Annotated in this window: 13 protein-coding genes; 4 read left to right on the plus strand and 9 right to left on the minus strand. The window is 67.3% G+C overall.

Annotated features, from left to right (window positions below):
* Positions 1-161: 161 nt before the first annotated feature.
* Entirely contained in the window at positions 162-1,358 is a 1,197-nt protein-coding gene (locus tag AC56K1_RS03745; RefSeq protein WP_497156489.1) for a GGDEF domain-containing protein, read from the plus strand.
* Positions 1,359-1,378: 20 nt separating this feature from the next.
* Here the strand turns inward: AC56K1_RS03745 and kefC are convergent, their stop codons facing one another.
* Entirely contained in the window at positions 1,379-3,181 is a 1,803-nt protein-coding gene (kefC, locus tag AC56K1_RS03750) for a glutathione-regulated potassium-efflux system protein KefC (protein ID WP_497156490.1), read from the minus strand.
* Entirely contained in the window at positions 3,171-3,749 is a 579-nt protein-coding gene (locus tag AC56K1_RS03755) for an NAD(P)H-dependent oxidoreductase (RefSeq protein WP_497156491.1), read from the minus strand. Before AC56K1_RS03755 ends, kefC begins: the two co-directional genes overlap by 11 nt.
* Positions 3,750-4,016: 267 nt before the next feature.
* On the opposite strand from AC56K1_RS03755, the gene AC56K1_RS03760 reads away from it, so the two are divergent.
* Positions 4,017-4,382, plus strand: coding sequence for a hypothetical protein (locus AC56K1_RS03760; RefSeq protein ID WP_497156492.1), 366 nt, complete (start codon positions 4,017-4,019; stop codon positions 4,380-4,382).
* Between the two features lie 81 nt (positions 4,383-4,463).
* On the opposite strand, the gene AC56K1_RS03765 is transcribed toward AC56K1_RS03760, so the two are convergent.
* On the minus strand, positions 4,464-4,607 hold the full coding sequence (locus AC56K1_RS03765) for a hypothetical protein (RefSeq protein WP_497156493.1): 144 nt from the start codon (positions 4,605-4,607) through the stop codon (positions 4,464-4,466).
* Between the two features lie 101 nt (positions 4,608-4,708).
* On the minus strand, positions 4,709-5,029 hold the full coding sequence (locus AC56K1_RS03770) for a hypothetical protein (protein ID WP_497156494.1): 321 nt from the start codon (positions 5,027-5,029) through the stop codon (positions 4,709-4,711).
* 132 nt (positions 5,030-5,161) lie between these two features.
* Here AC56K1_RS03770 and AC56K1_RS03775 point away from each other — a divergent pair, with 132 nt between their 5' ends.
* Positions 5,162-5,803 carry a TetR/AcrR family transcriptional regulator gene (locus tag AC56K1_RS03775; RefSeq protein ID WP_497156495.1) on the plus strand — a complete coding sequence of 214 codons (642 nt, stop codon included), beginning with the start codon at positions 5,162-5,164 and terminating at the stop codon, positions 5,801-5,803.
* Positions 5,804-5,877: 74 nt separating this feature from the next.
* On the opposite strand, the gene AC56K1_RS03780 is transcribed toward AC56K1_RS03775, so the two are convergent.
* The 5 genes from AC56K1_RS03780 to AC56K1_RS03800 all read right to left on the minus strand — a co-directional run bounded on the left by AC56K1_RS03780 (position 5,878) and on the right by AC56K1_RS03800 (position 11,665).
* Positions 5,878-6,384, minus strand: a complete 507-nt coding sequence (locus tag AC56K1_RS03780; protein WP_497156496.1) for an outer membrane beta-barrel protein — start codon at positions 6,382-6,384, stop codon at positions 5,878-5,880.
* A gap of 245 nt (positions 6,385-6,629) precedes the next feature.
* Positions 6,630-8,042, minus strand: a complete 1,413-nt coding sequence (lpdA, locus tag AC56K1_RS03785) for a dihydrolipoyl dehydrogenase (protein WP_497156497.1) — start codon at positions 8,040-8,042, stop codon at positions 6,630-6,632.
* Between the two features lie 4 nt (positions 8,043-8,046).
* Complete coding sequence (locus AC56K1_RS03790; protein ID WP_497156498.1) at positions 8,047-9,378, minus strand: dihydrolipoamide acetyltransferase family protein; 1,332 nt, start codon at positions 9,376-9,378, stop codon at positions 8,047-8,049.
* A gap of 2 nt (positions 9,379-9,380) precedes the next feature.
* On the minus strand, positions 9,381-10,394 hold the full coding sequence (locus AC56K1_RS03795; RefSeq protein WP_497156635.1) for an alpha-ketoacid dehydrogenase subunit beta: 1,014 nt from the start codon (positions 10,392-10,394) through the stop codon (positions 9,381-9,383).
* 38 nt (positions 10,395-10,432) lie between these two features.
* Entirely contained in the window at positions 10,433-11,665 is a 1,233-nt protein-coding gene (locus AC56K1_RS03800; RefSeq protein WP_497156499.1) for a 3-methyl-2-oxobutanoate dehydrogenase (2-methylpropanoyl-transferring) subunit alpha, read from the minus strand.
* Between the two features lie 219 nt (positions 11,666-11,884).
* Here AC56K1_RS03800 and AC56K1_RS03805 point away from each other — a divergent pair, with 219 nt between their 5' ends.
* Positions 11,885-13,477, plus strand: coding sequence for an EAL domain-containing protein (locus tag AC56K1_RS03805; RefSeq protein WP_497156500.1), 1,593 nt, complete (start codon positions 11,885-11,887; stop codon positions 13,475-13,477).
* Positions 13,478-13,539: the final 62 nt, after the last annotated feature.

Consider the following 13,539-nt stretch of genomic DNA (forward strand, 5'->3'; position numbering starts at 1 on the left):
GGATTTACGACACCCGGCAGGCTGTTTTTTGGGCTGCGTCTGGCGGCCGGCGGCCCCACGGTAGTCTTTTGCCAAGGTGGCGGGGCCAAATACGCGCCTGTCGCATACTAGGTCTAGTCTGGTAGACATGGAGTAGCTGACATTTTTCGGCACACGCGGCAATGACGATCGACGAGCCAACCTTGACGACGGTACTGGGCCTGGTATCGTTGGCCGCCAGCGCGATGTTCTTCGCGCTCGGCGCGCTCGCGCGCCAGATTGCCGGCGTGCGCTACTGGGCGGTCGGCTGCCTGGCCTTCGGTTTCGCGACCGTGATCGACGGGCCGCGCCTGATCGACGACTGGCGCTGGGCCTCGCTGTTCTTTAACATCCCGTTCGGCATCGGCCATGCCTACATGCTGACCGGGACCCTGGATTTCTGCAGGCATTCCCACAGCAGGCTGCTGTTGCCGGTGGCGGGCGCGGTCGCGACCGTGCTGACGGTGGCGTTCACCTTCGTGTATCCGCATACGGCCTGGCGCATCGGCACGCTGTGCGCCTACCAGGCCGTGTTCAACCTGGGCACGGCCTGGATCATGTTCCGCTATCCGGACCTATTTTCGCGCAAGGCCTTCTACGTCGCCAGCGCCGTGGCCCTGCTGCAGGGCCTGACCGCGCTGGCACAGGGCGCTCTGGTGGCCACCAGTTCGCTGAACTTCGATTACGGCGCGCCCCAGCTCCCGATCGCCAATATCATCAGCTGGGCCGGCGTCCTGCTCAGCGCCGTAATCGGCAATTCGATGCTGATGCTCCTGATCATGCTGCGGCTGGTGTCGGAAGTGCGCGCCGCGGCCGATCACGACCTGCTGACAGGCTTGCTGAACCGGCGCGGCATCCGGCGCACCTTCGACCGCCTGCTCGCCCGGCAGGCCGGGGAGCGCGGGCCGGTCGGGGTCCTGCTGCTCGACGTCGACGAGTTCAAGAAGGTCAACGACACCCACGGGCACGACACCGGTGACCAGGTGCTTGCCGCCATGGGCGCGGTGCTGCTCGGCCTGGACGACGCGCATGCAACGGCCTCGCGCTGGGGCGGGGAAGAGTTCTGCCTGGTCGCCGAGGCCTGCACGCCGCGTTCCCTGATCGACCTGGCGGAAACGGTCCGCCAGCGGTTTGCCGCGCGGACCGCGGCGCTCCCCGGGCTGCCCGGTGGCTGCACGGTCAGCGTCGGGGTGGCGATGAACGAGGCAGGCGCGCTCGACGTCCAGGAGCTGATCGCCCTGGCCGACGCCCAGCTCTACCGGGCCAAGCGGGGCGGGCGCAACCGGGTCATGGCCGCCGCGCCGCACGGCGCCCTGGCCGAGCTTTCCTCGACGCGCTGACGGATCGGGCACAAGCGCCGCTACTGATCGCGTTCTTCGTCGCGGTCGCGCTTCATGGCCACGAAGTCGCGCTCGAACATCGCATGCAGCTCTTCGCGCGCGCGCCGCGCCATCGAGACATATTGTTCGCGGTCCTGGTAGTAGGGGTAGACCTCGAGCACGCTCTTGATGTTGTGCTCCCGGAAGCGCATTGCGGCCTGGCGCGCGAAATAGGCGCCGAAACCCAGTTCTTCCATCACGCGCCGGCCCAGCATCAGGGCCGACTCGAAGGTTTCGCGCTCCACGATCGTCACGCCCAGGTCCATCAGCTGATAGTAGTGGGTAATGTTGCGCGCGCGCGCAAGGATCGGCAGGTCGGGGAATTCCGCGCGCACCGCGCCAGCCAGCTTGAGGCTGTCCTCGATGCCGTTCACCGACAGCACCAATGCCCGCGCGTGCGCGGCACCGGCGGCGTGCAGCAGGTCGGTGCGGGTGGCGTCGCCATAGAACACCTTGAAGCCGAATTCGCGCAGCGTGTCGATCTGGTCCGGGTCGTGATCCAGCATGGTCAGCGGCACCTGGTTGGCGTGCAGCAGGCGGCCGACGATCTGGCCGAAGCGCCCGAAGCCGGCGATGATCACGTGGCCCTGGTTGGCGTCGATGGCGTCGTCCAGGCGCTTGTGACGGCGCTGCCAGCGCGGCTCGAGCACCCGGTCGTAGAGAATGAGCAGCAGCGGCGTGGCCATCATCGACAGTGCCACGATAACCACCAGCATCGAGGCGGTCTGCTCGTCGAACACGCGGGCGGTGGCGGCTGCGCCGAACACCACGAAGGCGAATTCGCCGCCCTGCGACAGCAGGAAGGCGAACAGCACCCGCTGGCGCCCGGTCATGCCGAAGCGGGCCGCCAAGGCCCACAGCACGAACAGCTTGACGGCGAGGAAGGCCAGCGCCGCCAGCAGGATCAAGAGGGGCCGGGCCAGGAACACCCCGAAGTCGACCGACATGCCCACCGCGATGAAAAACAAGCCGAGCAGCAGGCCCTTGAAGGGTTCGAGGTCGGTTTCCAGCGCGTGTCGGTACTCGGAATCGGCCAGCAGCACGCCGGCCATGAAGGCCCCCAGCGCCATCGACATGCCCACCGAGGCCATGAGCAGGGAGATCGAGATGATCAGGAGCAGGGCGAACGCGGTGAAGATTTCGCGCATGCCGGTGCGGGCGATGAAGCGCAGCAGCGGGCGCACCAGGTAGCGTCCCGCGACGACCAGGCCGCCGATCACGGCCACCGCCTTGAGCACGCCCACCCAGCCGGCGTCGGGATGCGAATCGGGCACGCCCAGCACCGGGACCAGGGCGATCATCGGGATTGCCGCGATGTCCTGGAACAGCAGGATCGAAAAGCCGGCCTGGCCGGCCGGGGTGGGAATCAGGTTCCGTTCCTGCATCGTGGTCAGCGCAATCGCGGTGGACGACAGCGACAGCCCGAGCGCGGCAATCAGCGCCGCCTTCCAGCCGAATCCCACCAGCACGGCCGCCAGCAACAGCAGGGCGGTCACGCCCAGCACCTGCGCCGTGCCCCAGCCGAAGATCGAGCGGCGCAGCGCCCACAGGCGGGTCGGCTCGAGCTCAAGGCCGATCACGAACAGCAGCAGCACGACGCCGAATTCCGAGAAGTGCAGGATGGTCTCGACTTCGCGGATCAGGGCCAGGCCCCACGGACCGATGGCGATCCCGGCCAGCAGGTAACCGAGCACCGCACCCAGGCCCAGGCGCTTGGCGAGCGGCACCGCGATTACGGCGGCAGCCAGGTAGACGAAGGCGTTGATCAAGAGGCTATGCTCCATGCGCGCCTCCGGCGGCGATATCTTCCGTGCCGATGCCGGCGTGAAGCGCCAGCTGCGCATGCAGTTGCGCGGCGTGGCGGGTGGCGGCTTCCGGGTCGTACGAATCTGCGCCGTAGAACACGTGCGGCTCGAACCAGCGCATGCCGCAACTGCGCGTGGCCTGCTCCAGCGGCGCCAGAAAATCGAGCAGCGGCCGGCCATGCGTGCCGCCTGGGCGGTAGTCGCTTGAAGCGCCGCTTGCCGCCACCGCCGCCCAGGCGGCCTTGCCTGCCAGCGGCCCGGGCTGGTCGAGCGCCCACTCGGGCTTGAAGACGGTATCGAACCATTCCTTCAGGAGCGCCGGCATCGCATACCAGCTGAACTGGAACATGAACACCACCAGCGGCGCGGCCTTGACCAGCTCGCGCTGGCGCCGAACGTCGATGTAGAAATCGGGATAGAGCTGGTACAGGTCCTGCACCATCACGCCGGGCAGACCGGTGACGGCGTCGACGACGCGGCGGCTGATGCGCGAGCGGTGCAGCGACGGGTCGGCAAAGACGACCAGGGCGCGGAGGTCGGAAGTCATGGGCAATCCTGGGAAGTCCTTGAACAGATACCGGATTGTACATTGTGAAATTAATAAGCCGTGGCGCTGTGCCCGCTTCGTGTGGAAGATGCCCGGCGGCGCCCTCTACGACCTGCGAGGCATGCTGCATGCGCTGGGCAGACGCAGGCCTCCATTGCGCCTTCCTGGGCGGCCTGATCCTACAGGCGGAACGGGCCGGCGCCTATGCGTGCGCGCCGCGCGCGGGGCTATCATGGCCTCCTGAATCCAATCCAGGGAGGCTACAGTATGTCGATGCAAAGCGATGGCAAGGACGCCAAAGGGCGCAACTACGACCAGGTCACCAAGAACGGCACCAGCAGCGCCGGCAGCATGGGTGCCGGCGGCACGGGCGATGCGGGCAAGCTCGAGCAACAGGGCTCGGAGCAGCGCGACAGCCGCACCGATGACCTGCTCGCCGGCGACACGGCCGAACAGGAAGCCGATCAGGGCTTCGCCGGCGGCAGTTTCAGCGGCGAGATCCAGACCGGGATGGAAGGCATCGCCAGCCGTTCCGGCAGCGGGGCCGGCAACCGCCAGTCGGGCCAGCAGGAGCAGCCGGGCCAGCCGGGCGGCGCCGGACGCAAGGACAAGGGACCCGCCGGCGGACGCTGATCGAAGCACCACCATAGGCGCGCCAGGGCGCGCCGGCGCCGGGTGTGCGCATGCACCCCGGCGCTTTGCCGCGTCCCGATATCACCCGGTGAGCGGCGTGTCCTCTTTCTTCAGTGTACGCGGCACGAAGCGCGATTTGCTGTGGCGGGCCACTACACGAAGATGGATGCCGTGGTCATCGTCCCGCCGCTCGCTTTCGCCGCGATTGTCGCATCCTGGGTACATGCCTGGTTTCCTTTCGGGGTAAGCCGGAGGTCGCCGTCGTCGATGCGGCTGCAACGGATGCTCAGGAGGTCGCACGGGTAGTTCTGGTAGACCCGCCAGGGCTAGCGCGCGCCCTGCATCGGCAGCAGGTGGGCGCGCGTTCGACATAGCCCGAGGTGAAATCGGGGAAGGGGGCCGGGGCCATGCCCGGGTCGCGCGGCGCCACCGCGACCGCCTGCCCGTGCGCCTCCAGGTGGCGCTGCAGCCGGCGGACCCAGCCTGCCTGCGCGGCCATCCACCGTGAGCGCGGCGCCGCCGGACAGCTCGAGGCGCAAACCCGTGGCCATGATCGCCAGGTCGGCTTCCAGCTCCCGCCCCGATTGCAGCAGGATGCCGCGCCCGGTGAAGCGCGCGATGTGGTCGGTGACAACTGAGGCGCGCACCGCGCGGATCGCCCTGAACAGGTCGCCGTCGGGCACCACGCAGATGCGCTGGCGTTCCGGTTGTCATCGGTCGAATACTGACACTGTACATTGTCACAATATCAATGACATGTTTCTGTGTAGAATGTCGGTATGAAAGCTGAGCTTACCACCACGCGCTCCTACCGGGGACTGTCGCAGGACGAACGGCGCGCCGAACGCCGCGCGCGCCTGGTGGCCGCCGCGCTTGCCGTCTATGGCGAGCGCGGCTACCACCAGGCCACCGTCAAGGCGGTCTGCGAGCAGGCCGGCCTGACCGAACGCTATTTTTACGAATCCTTCGCCAACAGCGAGGCGCTCTTGATCGATTCCTTCAACGCCGTCACCTATTCGGTATTGGGGGAGATCACGCGCGCCGCGGAAGAAGCCGGGCGCGGACGGATCGCGCGCTCGCGCGCCATGCTGCATGCCTATTTCGCGGCCCTGCAGCGCGAACCGCAATCGGCGCGCGTGTTCCTGGTCGAGATCCGCGGCGTCAGCCGCGCGGTCGACCTCGCCTTTGATGCGGCCCTGCGCACCATCGGGCGCGAGGTTGCCCGCATCGTGGCGCCGCCCGGCGCCCCGCACGACGAGCTGCTGCAGGCCGGCGTGGTCGGCGGCGTGATCCACATCGCCCTGCGCTGGATCGAGGACGGCTACCTGCCCGACATCGACTCCGTGGCCGATTCGGCGCTCACGCTGGGCGCCGTGCTGGCCACCGCGCCCCGTCCCCGGGCCGCACTCTCGGCCGCATGAAAAAAGGCCCGGTGCGGGCCGGGCCTTTCTCATTGCGCAGGCGCTGCCCCGGGGCAGCGCATCGACACGACTGCTTAGAACTGGAAGGCGACGCCAACGCTCAGGTTGGTGGTGTCGCTGGCTGGCTTTTGCACTTCCAGGCGTGCCGACACGGCCGGGGTGAATGCGTAGCCGACGCCCAGGCCAACCACGGCTCCCGAGGTCGATTCGGTAGCGGTCGAGCCACGAACATTGGCCTTGGCTTCCAGGTAGTTGTAGCCAAGGCGGCCAAGCAGGCTGAAGCCGCCGTTCAGCGGCAGGGTGCCGACGACCGACACGGCAGCCTGGTCGACGTCCAGGTCACCGGTCACGCCGAATGCGCTGACGGTGTATTCGCCGAGGCGGCGGTAGCCGGCTTCGACCGCGACGTTCTGGACGAAGGTGTAACCGGCGAAGATGCCGGCGCTGGTCGCGCGGCCCGACGCGTCGTCGATCTTGGTCTTGCCGACATCGGCGCCGACATAGAAGGTGCCGGGCTGGGCGGCGAAGGCCGACGACGAAGCGATGACGAGGGCGGCTGCAGCGGCGATTTTCTTGAACATGTTCAATTCCTTGGTGATTTTTATTCTGCGAGTATTCGCGAGGGCCGCGATTATTGCATGGGATTGTGAAATTCGCAAATTCGGCATGAAACGTGCCCATGCCAATATTATTTGGTCGTTAAGCTATTTATGCATACGGGATTAAGGCAACAAGCGAAAGCTCCGAATTCGTAGTATTCGGAGGCAAAGGGGCGAGCGGGGAAGGTGAAACGCTGCCGCCCGGGCGGGCGGCAGCGATAGAACGATCAGATGTGCAGCGCGTGGCCGAGCGCGCGCATGGCGGCTTCCTGCACCGCTTCACCCAGGGTCGGGTGGGCGTGGATGGTGCCGGCGATGTCTTCCAGCTGGGCGCCCAGCTCGATCGACTGGGTGAAGCCCGCCGCCAGTTCCGACACGGCGCCGCCGACGGCCTGCCAGCCGACGATGCGGTGGTCGCTCTTCCTTGCCACCACCCGCACGAAGCCATCGGTGCTTTCGATGGTCATCGCGCGTCCGTTGGCACTGAACGGGAAGCTGGCGGTGATGATCTCGATGCCGGCCTTGTCCGCATCCGGCGGCGACATCCCGACCACCACGATTTCCGGGTCGGTGAAGCACACGGCCGGGATCGCAGCAGGGGAGAACTCGCGGCGCTTGCCGGACACGATCTCGGCCACCATCTCGCCCTGCGCCATCGCGCGGTGCGCCAGCATCGGCTCGCCCGCAAGGTCGCCGATCGCCCACACGTTGCGCATCGAGGTGCGGCACTGGCTGTCCACCTTGATGGCCCGGCCGTCCATGTCGAGCATCAGGTTTTCCAGGCCCCAGCCGACGGTACGCGGCTTGCGCCCGACCGCCACCAGCACGCGGTCCGCCTCCAGCAAGGATTCGACTCCGGAGGCATCGCGGATGCGCACCCTCGTTTGGCCATCGCTGTCGTCCATGCCCAGCACCGAGGTGGCCAGGCGCAGCTCGACGCCCAGGCGCCCCAGCGCGGACGCGACCGGTTTCACGAGGTCCGCATCGTAAGCCGGCAGGATGCGGTCCGCCGCTTCGACGACCGTGACTTGCGAACCGAGTTTGCGGTAGGCCGTGCCCAGCTCCAGGCCGATATAGCCGGCGCCGACCACGACCAGTCGCTGCGGAATGCCGCCTGGGGAGAGCGCTTCGGTGCTCGAGATGACCGCGCCGCCGAAAGGCATGAAGGGCAGCTCGACCGGCACCGAGCCGCTGGCCAGCAGCATGTGCTCGCAGCGGATGCGCACGGTGGCTTCGCTGCTGCCATCCGGCGTGACTTCGACCGTCTTGCCGTCCAAAATCGTGGCCCAGCCGCTTACCAGCTTCACGCCGTTTTTCTTGAGCAGGGCGCCGACGCCGCCGGTCAGCTTCTTGACGATGCCGTCCTTCCAGGCCACGGTGCGATCGAGGTCGATGCGCGGGTCCGACCCCGTGATGCCCAGCGGCGAAGTCTCCGCCGCGTAGCTGCGCGCCTTGCAGAATTCATCGGCCGCGTGGATCAGGGCCTTGGACGGGATGCAGCCGATATTCAGGCAGGTGCCGCCCGGCTGCGCGCCTTCGACCAGGATGGTCTGCACGCCGAGCTGGCCCGCCTTGATGCCGGCGACGTAGCCGCCCGGACCGCCGCCGATGATGAGCAGGGTGGTATTGAGTGTCTCCATCTGTTTACTCCACGAAGATGGTGGCGGGGGTTTCGAGATAGCCGCGAATCGTCTGCACGAACTTCGCCGCCACCTGGCCGTCGATCACGCGGTGGTCGAACGAGGACGACAGGTTCATCATCTTGCGCGCCACCATGGCGCCGTCGCGGATCACCGGACGCTCGACGATGCGGTTGGTGCCGATGATCGCCACTTCCGGACGGTTGATGACCGGGGTGGTGACGATGCCGCCCAACGGACCCAGGCTGGTGATCGTGATGGTGGAGCCAGTGAGCTCGTCGCGCGTGGCCTTGCCATTGCGCGCGGCATCGGCCAGGCGCGCCACTTCCGCGGAACTGGCCCACGGGTCGCGTGCTTCGGCATGGCGCACCACCGGCACCATCAGCCCGGCCTCGGTTTGCGTCGCGATGCCCAGGTGGACCGGGTCGTACTGCGTCAGCAGGTTGTTCTGGTCATCGTAGCGCGCATTCATCATCGGATACGCACGGATAGCCAGCACCACGGCGCGCATCAGGAGCGGCAGCAGGGTGAGCTTGCCGCGCTCGGGGCCATAGCGCGCATTGAGCCCTGCTCGCAGCAGTTCCAGTTCGGTGACGTCGATTTCTTCGACATAGGTGAAGTGCGGGATCTGGCGCTTGGCCTCCTGCATCTTCTCGGCGATCTTGCGGCGCAGGCCGATGATCGGCGTGGCGTGCTCGCCCTGCAGCTGTGCATAGCGGTTGTCGCTGCCGGCGCCCTGGCCACCCTGGCGCCGTCCGGCGACATGCTCGTCGAGGTCGGCGTGGGTGACGCGGCCGGCCGGGCCGCTGCCATGCACGAACTGCAGCTCGATGCCCAGGTCCCAGGCGCGCTGGCGCACGGCCGGCGCGGCATGCGGCTTGTCGCCCTCTGCACGCATGGCCGGGGCCTGTTGATGCGCGCGTGCCTGCGGTTTCTGCGGCGCGGCCGGGGCCGGGGCGCGCGCAGCTGGCGCGCACGCCTCGGCCTGCGCCACCGCTGCCAGCTGGGGCTCGGCGACCTCTTCGGCCGGCGCTTTCGAGGCCGCCGACTGCACCGGTTCCTGCCTGGCCTTGTCGCCAGAATAGTTGCCGGCGCCTGCCACTTCCAGGCGGATCAGCTCCGCGCCGACCGCCATCGCCTGGCCGATCGCGCCGCCCAGGCTCGTGATGGTGCCCGCCACCGGCGAGGGGATCTCGACGGTCGCCTTGTCGGTCATGACGTCGGCCAGCACCTGGTCTTCCTTGACCGTGTCGCCCGGCTGGACATGCCAGGCCACGACTTCGACTTCCGCGATGCCTTCGCCCAGGTCCGGCATCTTGATAACGTGAATGCCCATGTCTATTGACCCTCCATCGCGCGTTTCAGGGCCGCCGCAACGCGGTCCGGCCCCGGGAAATAAGCCCATTCCTGCGCATGCGGGTAAGGGGTGTCCCAGCCGGCGACGCGCTCGATCGGCGCCTCCAGGTGGTAGAAGCAGTGTTCCTGCACCAGCGCCGCCAGTTCCGCGCCGAAGCCGCTGGTTTTCGTGGCTTCATGCACGATCACGCAGCGGCCGGTCTTCTGCACCGATTTCACGATGGTGTCGAGATCGAGCGGCCAGATGCTGCGCAGGTCGATCACTTCGGCATCGACGCCGCTCTCGCGTGCGGCCGCTTCCGAGACCCAGACCATGGTGCCGTAGGCCAGCACGGTGACGTCGCTGCCCGGGCGGACAATGGAGGCCTTGTCCAGGTCCACCGTGTAATACCCGGTCGGCACATTGCCCAGCGCCTGGCCCGACCAGGGCACGACGGGACGGTCGTGGTGGCCGTCGAAGGGGCCGTTATATAAACGCTTGGGTTCCAGGAAGATCACCGGATCGTCGTTCTCGATCGAGGCGATGAGCAGGCCCTTGGCGTCGTAGGGGTTGGACGGCATCACCGTGCGCAGCCCGCAGACGTGGGTAAAGAAGGCTTCCGGACTCTGGCTGTGGGTCTGGCCGCCCCAGATGCCGCCGCCGCAAGGCATGCGGATCACCATCGAGGCCGTGAATTCGCCGGCCGAGCGGTAGCGCAGGCGCGCCGCTTCCGACACGATCTGGTCGGTCGCCGGATAGAAATAGTCGGCGAACTGGATTTCGACCACGGGGCGCAGGCCATAGGCGGCCATGCCGACCGCCGTGCCCACGATGCCGCCTTCGGAAATCGGCGCATCGAACACGCGCGATTTGCCGTACTTGGCCTGCAGGCCGTCGGTGACGCGGAACACGCCGCCGAAATAGCCGACGTCCTGGCCATACACCACCACGTTATTGTCGCGCTCCATCATGACGTCCATGGCCGAGCGCAGCGCCTGGATCATGGTCATCGGCATGGTGGCCACGTCTTTGTTTTGATCGTCGCGTGCCATCGTCATACTCCCAGTTCCTGGCGCTGCCGGCGCAGGTGCTCCGGCATCTCTTTGTATACGTCCTCGAACATCGTGGCGGCGCTCGGCGCGCGCTCGTCGCCCAGGATGCCGTAGCTTTCGGCTTCTTTCTGGGCCGCGAGGATTTCCGCTTCGAGCTCCGCCTGCACGGCGTCGTTTTCTTCGTCCGACCACCAGCCGAGATTCGTCAGGTGCTTGCGCAGGCGTTGAATCGGGTCGCCCAGCGGGAAGCGCGAGACGTCGTCGGCCGGGCGGTAGCGGCCCGGATCGTCCGAGGTCGAGTGGGGACCTGCGCGGTAGGTAACCCATTCGATCAGGGCCGGCCCGAGGTTGCTGCGCGCCCGTTCGGCGGCCCAGCGCGAAGCGCTCAGCACGGCCAGGAAGTCGTTGCCGTCCACGCGCAGCGAGGCGATGCCGCTGCCGATGCCGCGGGTAGCAAAAGTGACGCTCTCGCCGCCGGCGATGGCCTGGAAGGTCGAGATCGCCCACTGGTTGTTGACCACGTTCAGGATCACCGGCGCGCGGTAGACGTGGGCAAAGGTGAGGGCGGTGGAAAAATCGGATTCGGCGGTGGCGCCGTCGCCGATCCAGGCCGAGGCGATTTTTGTGTCGCCCTTGATGGCCGAGGCCATGGCCCAGCCGACCGCTTGCGGGTACTGGGTGGCGAGGTTGCCGGAAATGGTGAAGAAGCCGGCGCGGCGTACCGAATACATCACCGGCAGCTGGCGGCCCTTGAGCGGGTCGCGCTCGTTCGACAGCAGCTGGCAGATCATCTCGACCAGCGGCACCTGCTTGGCGAACAGCAGGCTTTGCTGGCGGTAGGTTGGGAAATGCATGTCGCCGTCCTGCAGCGCGAGCGCCTGGGCGGTGCCGATGGCTTCCTCGCCGAGCGAGGTCATATAGAAGGACATTTTCTTCTGGCGCTGGGCGATCACCATGCGCGCGTCGAAAATGCGGGTCTTCATCATCGTGCGCAGGCCGAAGCGGAACAGCTCGCGGTCGGGCTCGGGCGCCCACGGCCCGACGGCATTGCCGGCTTCGTCCAGCACGCTGATCAGGGATGAGGCGATGCCGCTGGTGTCGATCGGCGCGACATCGACCGGCGGACGCGGGACGGCGCCGGCCGGACTCAATTGGAGATACGAAAAATCGGTCTTGCAGCCCGGACGGCCGGTAGGCTCCGGTACATGCAGCGACAGAGGCTTACTCTGACTCATAAACGCTACCCCTTTGTAAGGTGACTTGCGGCAAGCATGATACGGCGAACCGCCCTTCGCACGGCGTCACGGGCCAATTATTTTCATATTGCTATGCAGCATAGAAGGGCGCCTCCGCGTGGCCGTAGGGTACAAAGCCTCGCGCATTTGCGGACCGGGCGCGGTGGCAGTAGTATGGACCGTGCCCGGGCGGGTCCATCCGGCCCAGCGCAGGCAACCATGAAAAAAACCGTCGCCGTCCTCCTGACCCTCGTGGTTGCGACCGCAGGCATCGGGTTGCCGATCTGGCTGGCGATCGAGGAGTCGGAGCGTCAGGCCTTCAAGGCGGAAAGCATCCACGCGCTCGGCTACGCGCGCGACGTGGTGCAGCGGGCCGACCAGACCGGCGACCAGGTGCGGGCCGGCCTGGGCCGCCTGGCCGCGATGCACACTGCGGCGCCATGCGCGCCGGCCAGCCTGGACCTGATGCGCGAGATCGACCTCAGTTCCAGCTATATCCAGGCGGTCGGCTATGTCGAGGGCGAGCGCATGCTGTGCTCGTCCATTGCCGGCCCGGCCAGCGCGCTCGAGCTCGGACCGCCCGACTACACCAGCTCCACAGGCGCGCAGATACGCCGCAACGTGCGCTTTCGCTTCGCCCCGGATATCACCTTCATCGTGGTCCAGGCGGGGCGCTTCGCAGCCATCGTGCACAAACAGCTGGCGATCGACACGGCCAAGAGCGAGCCCGACGTGGCCCTGGCCGTGATGTCGCTGAATTACCCGGTGCCTGTGATCGAACGCGGCCATGTGGACCCGGACTGGCTGCGGCGCCTCGGACGCCGGCGCGAGGTGGTCTTCATTGAAGACGGCCACATCGTGGCGGTGGTGCGCTCGACGCGCTACATGACGGCCGGCATTGCGGCGGTGCCGCTGCATTACCTGCAGGGGCGCTCGCAGGACGTGGCCCTGCGCCTGGTGCCGGCCGGCCTGCTGGCAGGCGTTGTGCTGGCCCTGGCGATCCTGCACCTGGCGCGCCAGCAGATGGCGCTGCCGTCGGCGGTGAAGGTCGCCTTGCGGCGCAAGGAATTTTTCCTCGAATACCAGCCGATTGTCGAACTCGATACTGGCGCCTGGATCGGGGTCGAGGCGCTGGTGCGCTGGCGCCGTCCGACCGGCGAAATCGTGGGGCCGGACCTGTTCATCCCGATTGCCGAGCAGAACGGCCTGATCGTCCGGCTCACGCAGCAGGTGTTCGACATGGTAGCCCGCGACACCGGCGCCTACCTGGCGGCGCATCCGGGCTTTCACGTGGGCGTGAATGTGGCCCCGGCGGATTTCCATGCGCCGGGCTTCCTGAAACGCCTGCAGGAGACGGTCGGGGCGATGCAGGCCGGGCCGGGCAACCTGATCCTGGAAATCACCGAGCGCGGCCTGCTCGACCCGATGGTGGCGCGCGAGACCACGGGCGCGCTGCGGCGCCACGGCTTCGCGGTAGCGATCGACGACTTCGGCACCGGCTACTCGAGCCTGTCCTATCTCGAATCGCTCGAAATCGACTATCTCAAGATCGACCGCAGCTTCATCGAGGCGATCGGCACCGGCGCGCCCACCAGCCAGGTGGTGCAGCACATCATCCGCATGGCCAAGGACCTCGGCATCCAGATGATCGCCGAGGGCATCGAAGGGCAGGCGCAGGCCGATTTCCTGCGCAAGCACCACGTGCAGTTCGGCCAGGGCTGGCTGTTCGGGCGACCCATGCCGTTCCCGGAGATATTACGCCAGCTCGGGGCACTGGAAGACGCCAGGACGCAGCTGGCGCGCGCCGGCTGAGTACGCCAAGCGCTTCGAAGCGCGGCCGGCGCGCCGCACGCATCGCGGCACTGCCGTCCCAT

It is taken from the genome of Telluria sp. ZB4P37 (assembly GCF_059685855.1).